At 62.8% G+C, this 15,194-nt stretch carries 11 protein-coding genes; 6 read left to right on the forward strand and 5 right to left on the reverse strand.

Going from position 1 to position 15,194, the window contains the following annotated elements; genetic code table 11:
• Positions 1–31: 31 nt before the first annotated feature.
• The gene (locus C5N93_RS25015) at positions 32–2,524 is read right to left on the reverse strand and encodes a heavy metal translocating P-type ATPase (protein WP_242561363.1); all 2,493 of its coding nucleotides are present in this window, start codon (positions 2,522–2,524) and stop codon (positions 32–34) included.
• Between the two features lie 68 nt (positions 2,525–2,592).
• On the opposite strand from C5N93_RS25015, the gene C5N93_RS25020 reads away from it, so the two are divergent.
• The 5 genes from C5N93_RS25020 to C5N93_RS25040 all read left to right on the forward strand — a co-directional run bounded on the left by C5N93_RS25020 (position 2,593) and on the right by C5N93_RS25040 (position 9,537).
• Entirely contained in the window at positions 2,593–3,063 is a 471-nt protein-coding gene (locus tag C5N93_RS25020) for a Cd(II)/Pb(II)-responsive transcriptional regulator (protein ID WP_069343875.1), read from the forward strand.
• 468 nt (positions 3,064–3,531) lie between these two features.
• On the forward strand, positions 3,532–4,782 hold the full coding sequence (locus tag C5N93_RS25025) for an FAD/NAD(P)-binding oxidoreductase (RefSeq protein WP_242561364.1): 1,251 nt from the start codon (positions 3,532–3,534) through the stop codon (positions 4,780–4,782).
• Between the two features lie 367 nt (positions 4,783–5,149).
• Entirely contained in the window at positions 5,150–6,484 is a 1,335-nt protein-coding gene (locus C5N93_RS25030; RefSeq protein WP_139133320.1) for a GGDEF domain-containing phosphodiesterase, read from the forward strand.
• 24 nt (positions 6,485–6,508) lie between these two features.
• Positions 6,509–8,185 carry a sensor domain-containing diguanylate cyclase gene (locus C5N93_RS25035; RefSeq protein WP_242561365.1) on the forward strand — a complete coding sequence of 559 codons (1,677 nt, stop codon included), beginning with the start codon at positions 6,509–6,511 and terminating at the stop codon, positions 8,183–8,185.
• 47 nt (positions 8,186–8,232) lie between these two features.
• Entirely contained in the window at positions 8,233–9,537 is a 1,305-nt protein-coding gene (locus C5N93_RS25040; RefSeq protein ID WP_242561366.1) for a phospholipase A, read from the forward strand.
• Positions 9,538–9,598: 61 nt separating this feature from the next.
• On the opposite strand, the gene C5N93_RS25045 is transcribed toward C5N93_RS25040, so the two are convergent.
• Positions 9,599–10,021 carry an EamA family transporter gene (locus tag C5N93_RS25045; protein ID WP_242561367.1) on the reverse strand — a complete coding sequence of 141 codons (423 nt, stop codon included), beginning with the start codon at positions 10,019–10,021 and terminating at the stop codon, positions 9,599–9,601.
• A 173-nt stretch (positions 10,022–10,194) separates the two neighbouring features.
• On the opposite strand from C5N93_RS25045, the gene C5N93_RS25050 reads away from it, so the two are divergent.
• Complete coding sequence (locus tag C5N93_RS25050) at positions 10,195–10,410, forward strand: DUF1289 domain-containing protein (RefSeq protein ID WP_150720044.1); 216 nt, start codon at positions 10,195–10,197, stop codon at positions 10,408–10,410.
• Here the strand turns inward: C5N93_RS25050 and C5N93_RS25055 are convergent.
• The 3 genes from C5N93_RS25055 to C5N93_RS25065 form a co-directional block, all read right to left on the reverse strand.
• On the reverse strand, positions 10,391–11,824 hold the full coding sequence (locus tag C5N93_RS25055) for an aldehyde dehydrogenase family protein (RefSeq protein WP_242561368.1): 1,434 nt from the start codon (positions 11,822–11,824) through the stop codon (positions 10,391–10,393). The two genes, C5N93_RS25050 and C5N93_RS25055, sit on opposite strands and share 20 nt — an antisense overlap.
• Before the next feature lie 319 nt (positions 11,825–12,143).
• Complete coding sequence (locus C5N93_RS25060) at positions 12,144–13,739, reverse strand: ABC-F family ATPase (RefSeq protein ID WP_242561369.1); 1,596 nt, start codon at positions 13,737–13,739, stop codon at positions 12,144–12,146.
• A gap of 260 nt (positions 13,740–13,999) precedes the next feature.
• Positions 14,000–15,148, reverse strand: a complete 1,149-nt coding sequence (locus C5N93_RS25065) for a BMP family ABC transporter substrate-binding protein (RefSeq protein ID WP_242561370.1) — start codon at positions 15,146–15,148, stop codon at positions 14,000–14,002.
• Positions 15,149–15,194 lie beyond the last annotated feature (46 nt).

Raw genomic sequence — 15,194 nt, forward strand, 5'->3', positions numbered from 1 at the left:
GGCCATAAACCAAAATCAGCCGCGGCCGCTTTCACGCCACTTTCATGCGCAGCAGGCGCATACCGTTCGCGATCACCAGCAGACTGGCGCCGACGTCGGCGAACACCGCCATCCAGAGCGAGGCCAATCCCACGATCGCCAGCGTGAAGAAGACGGCCTTGATCGCCAGCGCCGCCGCAATGTTCTGCTTGAGCACCGTTGCCGAACGTTTCGACAGCGCAAGGAACGCCGGCAGTTTGCGCAAATCGTCGTCCATCAACGTCACATCCGCCGTTTCAAGCGCGCTGTCGGTGCCCGTCACACCCATCGCAAACCCGACGTCGGCGGCTGCAAGGGCTGGCGCATCGTTGATGCCGTCGCCCACCATCCCCACGTGACCATACGTTTCGCGCAGCGACGACACCGCCTGCCATTTATCCTCGGGCAGCATCTCGGCACGCACGTCGGTAACACCGGCCTGCTCACCGATCACTTGCGCAGTCGCCCGATTGTCGCCCGTCAGCATCACGGTTCTGACACCCATCTTTGCGAGTCGCGCAATCGCCTCCCGGCTCTCCTCACGCAAGGTGTCGGCCACGGCGAGCACCGCCAGCGCCTGCGTTTCACTGGCCAGCACGATCGCGGTGCGAGCCTGCGCTTCGAGACGCGCCAGTTCCGCTTCGACATTGGCATTGCACACACCGAGCGATTCGATCAGGCGGTGATTGCCAAGGTAGTACAGCGTCTGACCGACGCGCCCCTTCACGCCCATGCCCGGCAGCGCTTCAAAACCGGTGACCGGCGGCAACGCGCCTGATGCTGCCTGCGCCGACTGCGCCGACTGTGCATAGCCATCGACAACCGCGCGGGCAATCGGGTGGGTCGTCTGTGCATCTAGCGCTGCGGCCAGCCTCAGCGCCTCATCGCGCGACGTCTCGCCCAGGGGCACGACATCCGTCAGTTTCGGCTCACCGCGCGTGAGCGTCCCGGTCTTGTCCAGCGCGACGGTTTGAATCAGACGCCCGCTCTCCAGAAACGCCCCACCCTTGATCAGAATCCCGGCGCGCGCCGCCGCCGTCAGGCCGCTCACAACGGTGACCGGCGTGGAAATCACCAGCGCACACGGACAGGCGATCACGAGCATCACAAGCGCCTTGTAGATCCACGGCGCCCACGCCAGACCGAACGCCAACGGCGGCACCAGCGCCACCAGCAAGGCGCAAAGCACGACGACCGGGGTGTAGATGCGCGAGAACTTGTCGACGAAACGCTGTGTCGGCGAACGTTGCTGCTGCGCGGTCTCGACGATTCGCACGATGCGCGCCAGCGTGGTATCGCCGGGCGCCACGCTCGTGCGATACACGATCAGACCGCTTTCGTTGATGCTGCCTGCGAAGACGTCGTCGCCCACGGTCTTGTCGACCGGCACACTCTCGCCGGTGATCGACGCCTGATTCAAGGCAGAACTGCCCTGCTCGATCACGCCGTCGATCGCAATCCGTTCACCCGGTCGGGCACGCACGCGCGAGCCGACGGCCAGCGATGCCGCAGGCACGTCCGCCCAACTGCCGTCGGCCTGCTCGACCGACGCCTGATCCGGCGCCAGTCGCATAAGCGCCTCGACGGCGCGGCGGGCACGGGTCAGCGACGCCGCTTCGAGCTTTTCGGACAACGCGAAGAGCACGATCACCATTGCGGCTTCGGGCCACTGGCCGATGAGCATCGCACCGGTCACGGCCAACGACATCAGGAAGTGGATGTTGAGCGTGAAGTGACGCAGCGCGATCCAGCCCTTCTTGAGCGTCGGCAGACCGCAAGCCAGAATGGCCGCGACCACCATCGCGCCGACCCAGGGGCTATGCTCCGGCACCCCCGACCAGACCGCAATTTCGCTCGCAGCGGCCAGCACGCCGCCCGCGATGAGGCCTGCGACGTCACGCTTGCGACTCGCCGGCGGCGGTGCCGCGTTGGCGTTGGCACCGGTCAACGGCACAGGCGTCATACCCAGTTTGCGAAGCGTCTGCGCAGCCGCGTCGCTCTGACGGGCAATGTCTGCGGCGGAGGCCTGTGCGTCGAAAACGACCGTCAATTCTCGCTTGAGCAGATTGAAATACAGGGCATCGATGCCCGGTTGACGTTCGAGCTGATCGCGAATCAGACGCTCTTCCGTCGGGCAATCCATCTGATCGATACGAAAACGCGCTTGCGGTGCACCGTTGTCCGGCACCGGCTCAGGGGGCGCGAGACTTGCCGCACCTGCGCAACACGACGTCCCGCCATGCATGTGGGAAGCCGCGCCATCGACATGCGTGTGCGCGTGGTCGTGGTCGTGGTCGTGGTCGTGGTCGTGACCATGATCGCGGCCTTGCGCGTGATCGTGGGCATCGCCATGGGAATGAGATGTCGAGCGGGCTTGGGGCTCGTGCCCGTGCGAGTGCCCGTGATCGCAGCACGGCGGCTGATCGGGCACGTTCGTCTGGCCGGGCATCTTGCGCTGCACCGCCGTCGCGCCCGCCAGACGGACCGAATCCGAGGGGTTGGACATGTGAACTCCTGGTTACATGATTCGTGTTACCCTTCATTCAAAACCCTGTAGTGACTACGGAGTCAAGCATGAAGATCGGAGAACTCGCCCGCGCGGCAGGCACCGATGTCGAAACCATCCGCTATTACGAGCGGGCCGGCATGCTGCCGCCCCCGCCCCGTACCGACGCCGGATATCGCACCTACGGTGACGAGCATCTGGAAGCGCTGCGCTTCATCCGTCACTGTCGCTCGCTCGACATGCCGCTGGCCGACGCCAAACGTCTCGGCGAACTGGCGCACGATACGAACGTGACGTGCGAAGACGCAAATCAACTCATCGAAGCGCATCTGGCACGCGTGCACACCCGCATCCACGAATTGCAGGCGCTCGAGCAGCAATTACTGCATCTGCAAGCGCAATGCCAAAGCCGTCACGAGACGAGCGATTGCGGCATTCTTCGCGCCCTCATGCAAGGCGCGCACGGCGAAGCCTGCGCCTGTCACAGCGATGCCGACCCGATTGAAGTTCACTGCGAACACAACGGTCTTCATGCGTGACGCCGAAGTCGTCGCCCGCTTGATCCGGCACTGCCAAAACGGATGACTCGCGAGGTCCGCCGGGCGATGTGCAAACATGGCCCGGCGTTTTCCATCAGCCCTTGTCGCCTCGCCGACGATCGCACACTCGATGCGATTTTTATCCCCCCCGTCCTCTCACACTTCGCAAGCCTTCAAGCCTTCGCGTTTTGAACGACTCAGCGAAGTGATGGCGATTTGTGAAAACGCGTGCCGAGATCGCCGCGAAATCACCGTTTGCCCCGCGAAAACAAGGGCAAAACGACATAGTTTCTATACAATGTCCCGCACATCTCGTATCCGCTGCTGTGACTACGTCACGTGAGACGTTGCACTTCGAGCGGGACGCGCATCGGATAGACAACGAATGCCCATCGAACATGCGCCGAATGCGCATCGATATGTCGTAATCCGTTTTATTTCTTGCTTATCTCTTTTGCCGGAGACCTTATGTCCAGCGATGTATCCGCTACGCCAGCACCCGCGACGCAAAGTAGCGCCGACATCGTCATCATGGGCGCAGGTGCCGCAGGCATCTCTGTCGCCGCGAGCTTGCGACGCCGTCGTCCGTCGCTCTCGATCACGATCGTGGATCCGACCGACACGCATTACTACCAGCCGGCATGGACGCTCGTCGGCGCAGGCGAATTCGACGCCGCGCGCACTGCGCGCCCGATGTCGAGCGTCATTCCCGAGGGCGTGAACTGGATTCAGGCCGCGATCACCGCGTTCGCACCCGACCATCAGCAAGTGCTGCTCTCGGATGGTCGCCGCCTCGCCTATCGGTTTCTTATTGTCGCGCCCGGCCTGCAATTGAATTGGGAGGCTATCGACGGCCTCAGCGAAACGCTCGGTCGCAACGGCGTGACGTCTAACTATCGTTTCGATCTGGCGCCGTACACCTGGTCGCTGGTCCGCGAATTCAAGGGCGGAAACGCGCTGTTCACGCAACCGCCGATGCCGATCAAATGCGCTGGCGCACCGCAAAAGGCGATGTATCTGTCGGCCGATACCTGGCGCCAGAACAGTGTGCTCGACAAGACCAATATCGAGTTTCATCTGGTGGCCCCGGCCCTGTTCGGCGTGAAGGATTACGTCCCGGCACTGATGGAATACGTGCAGCGATATCGCATCTCGCTGAACCATCTGTCGCATCTGCGCGCGGTAGACGGCGAGCGTCGCGTTGCACGCTTCGAAATCTTCGATGCCGATGGGCAATCGCAATTCGTCGACAAGCCTTTCGACCTGCTGCATGTCGTTCCGCCGCAGAGTGCACCGGACGTGTTGCGCGCGAGTCCGCTGGCCGATGCTGCGGGCTGGTGTGAAGTCGATCCGGCAACGCTGCGTCACGCACGCTATGCCAACGTGTTCGGACTCGGCGACGCCATCTCGGCCCCCAACGCCAAGACGGCCGCAGCGGCGCGCAAGCAAGCGGTCGTCGTCGCAGAGAATCTGCTCGCGACGATGGACGGCCGCCCACTTTCATTGCATTACGACGGATATGGCGCCTGTCCGCTCACGGTGGAGCATGGCAAGATCGTGCTGGCGGAATTCGGCTATGGCGGGAAACTTCTCCCTACATTCCCGATCGATGGCACACACGCCAACCGTTTTGCCTGGGTACTGAAAAAGTACGTGCTGCCAAAGGTTTATTGGGACTTCATGCTGAAAGGGCGCGAGTGGTTTGCGCGTCCGCGCTGATCGGACCATAGGTGAAACCCGCACTCAATTTTCAAAAGCGGGTGCCGTTAAAGGTCAAAGGACCCGGTCTCGCAACCGGGCACGAGCATCTAGTCGGGCCACGCCTTGCGCGCGGTCTGCCGGAAAGTCAGGAATCGCCGTGTGCCGTTGGCGCACAGTCTCCGAGCCGTCCGGCCGACACATTTACGCGTCTTATGCAGAACATGATTCAAGGGTTTTCTGGCGGCACGACCTGTTCGACGCGTGGGCTTTTCCTGCTCGGGGGCCTCGCTGGCCGCCTCATCGGCCGCATCGTCGTCACTGCCTTGGTTAAACGCGGCGGTGACAAACGTTCAACCGTTCGGGCGACGTCTGCCTGCCTGCCGAGATGAACGATACGAACGCGCTGCGACGGCAAGTCGTCCTCGCCGATCTGCTGCTGGACCGCCAGCGGCTATTGCGCGCCCTCAGCCTTGAGTTGCGTACCCCGAGTCCGCCCAACAGTCACAGCGCGCTCATCGTGCTGCACGTGGGCCGGGGTCAACGCACGGCGACCAGCCAATCCGCCATCTCCGACGCCGATCTGCTCGCGACGGTGGCGTTTCGCATTGGCTCGCGCATTCGCCGTCGCGACCTCATCGGCCGCGTATCGGATCAACAGATCGCCATTCTGCTGCGCGACCTCGGCAGCCGCGAGGCCGCCGTGCAGATCACGCGACGCTTCATCCGCGCGGGCGAATCACCGGTTCCGTGCGGCAACGGATTGCTCTACCCCATCATTTCGGCTGGCGTGACGCACCTCCCTCAGGTGCCGGTATGGCCGGCAACGCTGCTGGAGCACACCTCGGATATCGCCGATCAGGCCATTCGGGAGAGCGCCTCGCGTTTTCTCGTCACCGAAGCCCCTTCCGCACCGACCGAGGGCATCGCGCCGCCCGACGACGCAGGCAACGAGCATTACTGGCGCAGCGCCATCGGACGCGCCCTGTCGGACTCGGAGTTTCGCCTGCACTACCAGCCGCAGATCGACATGCGAACCCACCGGCTGACCGGGCTGGAAGCCCTGATCCGCTGGCAGCGCGACGACGAACTCATCATGCCGGGCGAATTCATTCCGGCCGCCGAGCGCTGCGACGTCATCGGTCCGATCGGCGACTGGACATTGCACGAAGCCTGTCGTCAGCTCGATAAGTGGCACACCGACGGCGAAGAATACCCGCGCGTGGCCGTGAACCTGTCGGCGCAGCAAATGCGCGTCCAGACGCTCGAAACGGTTCGCTACGCCCTCAAGCACCACCGTGTGCCGCCGGACAAGCTGGAGATCGAGATTACGGAATCATCGCTGATCTCGCATCTCGACGAAGCCGCCACGCTGATGAACGAGCTCGTGGCGATGGGCGTTCGTCTGTCGCTCGACGACTTCGGCACGGGCTACTCCAGCTTCGTGCGTCTGAAGCGCTGGCCGTTCGGCACGGTCAAGATCGATTACCAGTTCGTGGCCGGGGTCCTGCTCGGTGGCTACGACACGGAGCTGATTCGCGCGATTATCGCCATCGCCCGCAAGCTCGAAATCGAGACCGTGGCCGAAGGCGTGGAGACCAGTGCGCAACGCGATGCACTCGCGTCGCTGGGCTGTCATGCGTGGCAGGGGTATCATTGCACGCGTCCCTTACCGCCCGGGCACATCGAGACGTTCATTCGAGACTGGCACGGGCGCCTGTAATCGCGTCAGCAACCGCACCAGCCGTTGGTCTACGCTCTTCTCAACCGTCACCATGCCGCGTCCGCTTTCGTGCGCGGTCTGGCCGTCCTCGTCTGCGTTCTCATCGCCTGGGCGCTGGCGCGCTTCGCCGCCGACCAGCTCGTCGCGAATCGTGCGGCACGTCTGCTGTATGAGGAACGCAGCATTGCCACCCGGCTCGCGCACGGTACCGTTCACACAGTCAACCAGGACCTGATCCTGATCCGGGGCATTCCGCAAGTGCTGGCCCAGATCGAGCAGCTCCAGCAGGCGGCCAGAACGATTGCCACGCACCCGCTCACGAACGTTCCACAGGAAAAGGCTCGCGAGACGCTGCTAGCCGATCCGGTACTCAAGCCGGTCAACGAACTGCTGCGCGCGGCGCAGTTGTATTTCGGCGCGGACCTCGTCTGGCTGGGCACCCCCGATGGCATTACGATCGCGTCAAGCGACTTCAACTCGTCGAATCCGCTGATCGGCGATCGTTACGGTGACCGCGCGTACTTCAATGCCGCCGTGCTCGGCGGCTCAGGCCAGCAGTACGTGACAGGCCGCAAGACGGGACTCCCCGGCATCTACTTCACCGCCCCCGTCTATCAGGACGGCATGCTCGTCGGCGTGGTGGTCGTGAAGCTCGGTATCCGACGCCTGTCGCATTGGGTCGACAGCGGCGCGTCGTTCATCACCGACACCAACGGCGTGATCGTGCTCGCCAACGACCCGACCTTCACCGGCCTCGCGGTGCCCGGTGCCGCCGTGTTCAAACTCTCACGCACGGAACGTCGCCACCTTTACCTGCAAGAGGACTTCACGGTCGTTCCCATCGAGAGCTACGACCTTGCGCCCGGCACGCCGGACTTTTTGCGACTGACCCCGGACGACGAAGAAACCACACACAACGCACGACTGGTGCGGGTGCGCCCGGACAATCAGCCGTATCTGCTCGAAGCCGAGGCCTCATCGGACGGCGAAATGGTGATCTACACCATGAGCGAAGCACCCACGCTCGGCAGCCTCTCCGTGGAACGTCGCCGTTATGCTGCGCTGGTATTCGCGTTGCTGCTCAGCCTCGCCGGTGCGTCGTACCTGCTCGTTCGCTATCTGCGCCGCGAAAAGCTGCAACTGACCAATACGCTCGCCAAGAACGCCGCGCTGGAACATGAGGTCAAGTACGACGCCCTCACGGGCGCGCTGTCTCGCGGACACTTCCTCAAGCGCCTGCGCGCCGAAGTCATTCAGGCCGATGCCGCCGACGTGCCGACCAGCGTCATCCTCGTCGATCTCGACCATTTCAAGCAGATCAACGACACGTGGGGCCATGCGCTTGGCGACACGGTACTGGCCACATTCGTGCGGCTTTGTCACGAATCGTTACGCGAAGATGACATCTGCGGTCGTTTGGGCGGCGAAGAATTCGCTATTATCCTGAGTGGCGCCATCGAGGCACGAGCCTTCGACGCCGCAGAGCGCCTGCGCGAAGCCGTTCGTGCAGCACGCATCAATGTCGATGGCCGGGCGCTACAGTTCACGATAAGTGCCGGCGTCGCCCAGTGGCATGAGGGAGACGACGACAATGCGTGGCTGCAACGGGCCGACGCCGCCCTGTACCTTGCCAAATCTCGCGGACGCGACCGCTGCGCCCGCGAATCCGACCTCCGGGTGCTCACCCGGGGCGAGCCTTAACCGGCTTCGGGCATCTCCGCCTGAGGCCGCCAACTCAGACCGGACCGATGCCCAAGACGAATCTCGTTACGTTCGCCCCATCGCCGCGACGCGCCATCCAGATCGGCGCTTCAGCCCTCTGCCTGGCCCTGAGCGGCGTCGCACACGCCGACCTGTCGCTGCTTCAACCACCTCGTGCGCTCACGGGCGGCGCGCCGCTGCAACTGACACTGCTGGCCACGCAAGACACGCCGGGCAGAAAAACGATCAAGTTGCCGGACGAAATCGTCGTGCGCATTTCCAACGACGACTTCAAGCCCACACTGCTGCAACTCAAGCGCGAAGCGATCGCGCCGGCACAGGTGACGCTCGCCAACGGGCAATTCCGCCGCGTCGCCTATTCGGCCGTACTGCCAAAGGAATTACGCGGTGCCGTACGCATCGAGCCCGTCGACTGGGACGCCTCGACCACGACTATCGTCCTCGACCGCGCAGCGCCCGCAGAACCCATGGTCGCCGCTGCGCCGCTGCCGTCAGACGGCAGCGCATCGGCCACCGCCGCTGGCACCGGTATCGGTGCGGCAGCGGCTGCCTCACCCGCTTCGGGTGCCGTGGCGGCCACCTCCGCCGACGCCATCGCGCCCACTGCCGACGCCGAATTTGCCCGTATCTCGTCCAACGAGCCGATGTACATCGCTTTCGGCAAGAACGGCGACGCCAACGCGCGGTTCCAACTGAGTTTCAAGTTCCACATTCTGAAGCCGGACAACCCCGCATCGAAGTCCTTCCTCGACAACCTGTATTTCGGCTACACGCAATTGTCGATATGGGATCTGGAAGCGGAGTCAGCGCCCTTCCGTGACTCGAACTACCGTCCGAGCTTTTTCTACTACGTCCCGGACACCGGGGTACGCGCCGGCTGGTTCTCGTCGCTCGGCGTTGCCGCCGGCATCGAACACGAATCCAACGGCAAGGCGGGCGACGACTCCCGCAGCATCAATACCGTCTTCGTCAAACCGATCCTCACGTTCGGCAACCCGTCCGAATACCACTGGACGGTGGCGCCGAAGCTCTACGCGTATCTGGAAAAGAAGGACAACCCCGACATCCAGAACTACCGCGGCTATATGGATCTGCTCGTGCTGTGGGGCAAGCCTAACGGCTGGCAGATCGGTGCGACGCTGCGCAAAGGCATGAAACGCAATTACGGCAGCGTCGATGTGCAGGTGACCTACCCGCTCGGCAAACTGATCCCCGGCACCGGTGGTTACATCTGGCTCGGCTACTTCACCGGCTACGGCGAAGACATGCTCGACTACAACCGTCATTCGCCATCACAGGTGCGCATCGGCTACAGCGTTTTCCGCTGGTAACGCCGAACAGAACGACCGCGGGGCGGTAACACCATCATCATGGCGTCGCCCCGCGGGCGCATCACAACACCAGCACCAGCGCGCCCGCCACGATCAACGCACCGCCCAAGGCTTCTTTCAGCGAGAACGGCTCACCCAGCACCACCCAGCCGATCAGCATCGCCATGGCAACACTCAGCTTGTCAAGCGGCGCAACACCGGACACCGGCCCGAGTTGCAGCGCCCGGAAGTAGCACAACCACGACAGCCCCGTCGCTACTCCCGAGAGAATCAGGAATATCCACGTGTTGGTGCTCAAGGTCATGGGCTTCTGCCACTCTCCCCGCATGCCCACGATCGCCAGCGTCACACCAAAAATGATGACGGTGCGAATCAGCGTGGCCATGTTCGAGTTGACCTGCGTCACACCGAGTTTGCCGAAAATCGCCGTAAGCGCGGCAAAGAACGCCGAACCCAGTGCAAAAAGTTGCCAGCTACGCAGCATAGAAATCCTCACGCATCATAGTGATTGGCGACCCACGGGCGATCAACCGGAAATCGCGCCGAATGTCCACCCTTGACATTCGGACGTAGGGGAATCGAAACCAGCCCTGGGCATCGATGCGATAATGGCGACATCCTGTGACACCCCAGCCAGCGCTGGCCGAATCTGCCCCTATGTCCGAATTGCACGACCGCCCCGACAGCCCCTGCATTGGCGTTTGCTCGACACTCTTCGACGACGTCTGCAAAGGCTGCGGCCGCACCGCCTACGAAGTTTCCAACTGGGTATTCTTTACCGAGGAAGAGAAAGCGGCGGTGTGGGCGCGCATCACCCGCGACGGCACGGCGATGCGCTTCTGCGACAACGGTTCTACGACTTCGTCGACTTGAACTGAAGCGACTTGTATTCGAGGAATTCCTCGAAGCCATACACGCCGTTCTCACGCCCGTGCCCCGATTGCTTGAAGCCGCCAAACGGGGCCTGCACGTTGAACTCCCCGCCGTTGATATCCACCTGACCGGTACGAATCTGGCGTGCCACGCGCACCGCACGCGCTTCATCGCCTGACCACACGCCACCACCCAATCCGTAAATGGAATCGTTGGCAATGCGCACGGCGTCCGCTTCGTCCTGATAGGTGATGATGGACAGCACCGGGCCAAAAATCTCTTCCTGTGCCACCGTGGCGTCAGGCGTCACGCGCCCGAGCACCGTCGGCTGCACGAAGAAGCCCGCTTCGAAGCCAGCCGGCACGCTCTCCCCACCCGCAATCAATTCAGCCCCTTGCGCCAATCCCTTGCGAATATAGGTCTGCACGCGCTCTCGCTGCGCCGCAGACGCCAGCGGTCCGAGTCGCGTCGTCTCTTCACGTGGATCGCCCAACGTGAAACGCGCCACGGCGTCCTGCGCAAGTGCCTTGATCTCGTCGTAACGAGACGCCGGCACGAGCATACGCGTGTGCGCCGAGCAGGTTTGCCCCGAATTCAGATAGCAGGCATTGAGCGTGCCTTTGACCGCTGCGGCCAGATCGGCGTCGTCGAGCACCACCGACGCTGATTTGCCACCCAGCTCCAGTGCCACGCGTTTGACCGTCTGCGAGGCCACTTCGGATACCCGCTTGCCCGCACGCGTCGACCCGGTGAACGACACCATGTCCACATCCGGATGACGTGCCAGCACCTCGCCGACAACCGGTCCCAATCCCGTCACGAGATTGAAGACGCCCGCAGGCAACCCCGCCTCGGCGATCACTTCGGCGAGGATGAAAGCATTGAACGGAGCAACTTCGGAAGGTTTGAGCACGACGGTGCATCCCGCAGCCAACGCCGGCGCGACCTTCAATGTGATTTGATTGAGCGGGTAGTTCCACGGCGTGATGGCGCCGACCACCCCCACAGGCTCACGCACCACCAGCGAATTGCCGACACGCGCCTCGAAAGCGAACGATTCGACCAGTTCGGCATACTTGTTCCAGTGATAGACGGGACCACCAACCTGAATGGCGCGCACCAGTTTGATCGGCATGCCCGTCTCGCCCGTCATGACCTGCGCCAGTTCGTCGGTGCGAGCCTTCAGGCCCGCCGCGATCTTGCGCAGGTAGGTCGCACGCTCGGCCGGTGTCGTAGCCGCCCAGGCATCACGCGCCTTGCTTGCGGCTGCAATAGCCGCGTCGGCATCTTCCGCCGCGCCCTCGGGAATGCGACCCATGAGCTTCGCGTCTGCGGAGTGAAAAACGTCCAGCGTGCCGCGCCCGACGGGTACTACCCACTGGCCGTCGATGAAAAATTTGTCGTAAGTCTTCATGTCATGTCTCCTGCTGACGTCCGGTTAATCCAATAGCGACGAATGAACGGCGAAGGGCCATTGTAGTCCGCTCGCCATCGGGCATCGCATGGCACCGATGAAATCGGTTTTGTCCGAGGCCCGCTTTCCGACATTCCGAGACGACCGTCGGACAAACCTCCGTGACCGCCCCCCTCCACAGGGAGCAACACGGCCACCACAGCTTGAACACAAGCCACCGGCGCACGACCGACTGGACGCACACCGTAAACGCAAACAGGGCGCCTGCCGTGCAAGCGCCCTGTCGGGAACTACCGGGTATGACGCGTCGCGTCAGCCGTCAGACTTCCACGCCCTGGCTGGCCAGGTATTCGTCGTAAGTGCCGGCGTAATCGACCAGCGTGCCGTCGTTCTTCACTTCGATGATGCGCGTGGCCAGACCCGATACGAATTCACGGTCGTGCGAGACGAAAATCAGCGTGCCCGGGTACTTGTCCAGGGCGATCTGAAGCGACTCGATCGACTCCATGTCCATGTGGTTGGTCGGCTCGTCCATCATCATGACGTTGTGACGGCCAAGCATCAGCTTGCCCCAGATCATGCGGCCTTTCTCACCACCGGAGAGCACCCGCACCGACTTGCCCACGTCGTCGCCACCGAACAGCAGACGGCCGAGCGAGCCGCGAATGACCTGATCGTCATCGCCTTCCTTGCCCCACTGCGTCATCCAGTCGGTCAGCGTCACGTCTTGCGGGAATGCCTCGGACGTATCCTGCGGCATGTAACCGATGTTCGCGTTCTCGGCCCACTTCACATTGCCCGCATCGACCGACAGGTCCGTCATCAGGCTACGCAGCAGCGTGGTCTTGCCGGCGCCGTTCTCACCGATGATCGCGACACGTTCGCCCGCGCGCACGGCGCCGGAGTAATTCTTGAAGATCGGACGATCGTAGGCCTTCGAAATCCCTTCGAATTCGAACGCGAGGTTATGCAGCTTCTTCTCGAATTCGAAACGAATGAACGGGTTCTGACGCGACGACGGCTTGATGTCCTCGACCTTGATCTTGTCGATCTGCTTGAGACGGCTCGTCGCCTGACGCGCCTTCGATTTGTTTGCCGAGAAGCGGCGCACGAAGTCCTGCAAGTCGGTGATGCGTTCCTTCGCCTTCGCGTTGGCCGCCATCTGACGCTCACGGGCCTGTGCCGACGCCAGCATGTAGTCGTCGTAATTGCCCGGGTAGATCTTCAGCGTGCCGTAGTCCATGTCGGCCATGTGCGTGCACACGGCATTCAGGAAGTGGCGATCGTGCGAAATGATGATCATGGTGGAGTTGCGCTCGTTGAGCACGTCTTCCAGCCAGCGGATCGTATTGATGTCCAGGTTGTTGGTCGGTTCGTCGAGCAGCAGCACGTCCGGGTTCGAGAACAGCGCCTGCGCGAGCAGCACACGCAGTTTCCAGCCCGGTGCGACGTTGCTCATCGGCCCCTGATGCTGCTCCGTCGGAATGCCCACCCCCAGCAACAGCTCGCCCGCACGCGCCTCGGCCGTATAGCCGTCGTACTCGGCGAACTTCGCTTCGAGTTCGGCGGCGTGCATGTAATCGTCGTCCGTCGCTTCCGGATTCGCGTAAATCGCGTCGCGCTCGCTCATGGCGGCCCACATTTCAGTGTGGCCCATCATCACGACGTCGAGCACGCGCATGTCTTCGTAGGCGAACTGGTCCTGCTTGAGCTTACCCAGACGCACGTTGGGTTCGAGCATGACGTTGCCGCCACTCGGTTCCAGATCGCTGCCGAGAATCTTCATGAACGTGGACTTGCCGCAGCCGTTCGCGCCGATCAGGCCATAGCGGTTGCCCCCGCCGAACTTGACGGAGATGTTCTCGAAGAGCGGCTTGGCGCCGAATTGCATCGTGATATTGGCGGTAGACAGCACAGGCGGTATCCGGGAGATGAAGTGCGGCGGCACGAAATTGCGCCACGAAACCTGACATTTTAGCACCGATGCGTGTCACGCGCCCCTCGGTCGCCCCTCCCACTTGGGAACAGTCCTGTCAGCAGTGCGACATTCGTCCTCCGGGCGTCCATAAAAAAACCGCCGGTAAATACCGGCGGTTCTTCCTCAGCGCGTTGCCACACAAGGCCGCACCGAATCGCTTCGGGCAGCTGCGCGCGGTAGCGCGCCCCCGTCGGCCCTTACTGCTTGGGCAACGAGCCCTCGACACCTTCCACGAACCAGTTGATCTGGTGTTTCTCGTCGTCGTTCAGGGTCTTGCCTGCGGGCACGATTTCCTTGCCGTCCTGCCCCTTGATCGGACCGGTGAACGGGTCGTACTTGCCGTCGCGAATGGCATCGTGACGCGCCGCCACGGCCTTGCGCGCCGCTTCCGGCACCGCCTTGTCGTTGATGGCCACGAGGTTGATCTCGTCTTCCTTGATGCCGCCCCAGACCGGCGTGTTCTTCCACGTCCCTTGCATGACTTCGTCGACCGTGCGGATGTAGTACTTGCTCCAGTCGATGGCCGCCGAGGCGAGATGCGCGTTCGGGCCGAACTTGCTCATGTCGGAATCCCAGCCGAAAGCGTGAATCTTCTTCTCTTCCGCCACTTGCATGACGACGGCCGAGTCGACGTTCTGCATCAGCACGTCAGCGCCCTGCCCCACGAGCGATTCGGCGGCCTGACGCTCCTTGCCCGGATCGAACCAGCTATTGATCCAGACGACCTTCACCTTGACCTTCGGATTGACTTCGCGCGCGGCGATGGTGAACGCATCGATGTTGCGGATCACTTCGGGAATCGGCACCGACGCCACATAGCCGATCACGTTCGATTTCGTCACATGCCCGCCGACCACACCGGCCAGATGCGCGCCTTCATACGTGCGGACGTCGTACGTACCGAGGTTCGGCGCCGACTTGAAGCCCGTGGCGTGCTCGAACGTCACGTCCGGGAAGTCGGCGGCCGTCTTGACCATCGAGTCCATGTAACCGAACGACGTACCGAAGACGAGCTTGTTGCCCTTGCTCGCCAGATCGCGGAACACGCGCTCCGAGTCGGCGCCTTCCGGCACGTTCTCCACGCGGGTCACCGTGACCTTGTCGCCATACTTCGCTTCGACGGCCTTCGCGCCCTGTTCGTGGGCGTAAGTCCAGCCGGCGTCGCCCGGGTTGCCGATGTAGACGAACGCCACGCCCATCGGGCCCTTGCCGGCCGGGGCCGCCGACGCTTGCGCATCGGACGCCGCCGCAGGCGCACTCGCCGTCGTGTTCTCCTGCTTGCCGCAGGCGGAGACCAGCATGGCGGCTGCCAGGCTTGCCATCGTGATCAGGACTTTACGTCGCATCGATTCTCTCCTCGTCATCGATTGTTTCAGTGGAATTCTTGTACCG

The sequence above is a fragment of the Pandoraea sp. LA3 genome (assembly GCF_022696215.1).
Taxonomy (GTDB): Bacteria; Pseudomonadota; Gammaproteobacteria; order Burkholderiales; family Burkholderiaceae; genus Pandoraea; species Pandoraea capi.

Bases quoted from the DNA above. Each gene is read 5' to 3' on its own strand.
- C5N93_RS25030 (WP_139133320.1), top strand. From the start codon at position 5,150: ATGAACGATACGAACGCGCTGCGACGGCAAGTCGTCCTCGCCGATCTG.
- C5N93_RS25065 (WP_242561370.1), bottom strand. From the start codon at position 15,148: ATGCGACGTAAAGTCCTGATCACGATGGCAAGCCTGGCAGCCGCCATG.
- C5N93_RS25015 (WP_242561363.1), bottom strand. From the start codon at position 2,524: ATGTCCAACCCCTCGGATTCGGTCCGTCTGGCGGGCGCGACGGCGGTG.
- C5N93_RS25045 (WP_242561367.1), bottom strand. From the start codon at position 10,021: ATGCTGCGTAGCTGGCAACTTTTTGCACTGGGTTCGGCGTTCTTTGCC.
- C5N93_RS25040 (WP_242561366.1), top strand. From the start codon at position 8,233: ATGCCCAAGACGAATCTCGTTACGTTCGCCCCATCGCCGCGACGCGCC.
- C5N93_RS25050 (WP_150720044.1), top strand. From the start codon at position 10,195: ATGTCCGAATTGCACGACCGCCCCGACAGCCCCTGCATTGGCGTTTGC.
- C5N93_RS25055 (WP_242561368.1), bottom strand. From the start codon at position 11,824: ATGAAGACTTACGACAAATTTTTCATCGACGGCCAGTGGGTAGTACCC.
- C5N93_RS25025 (WP_242561364.1), top strand. From the start codon at position 3,532: ATGTCCAGCGATGTATCCGCTACGCCAGCACCCGCGACGCAAAGTAGC.
- C5N93_RS25020 (WP_069343875.1), top strand. From the start codon at position 2,593: ATGAAGATCGGAGAACTCGCCCGCGCGGCAGGCACCGATGTCGAAACC.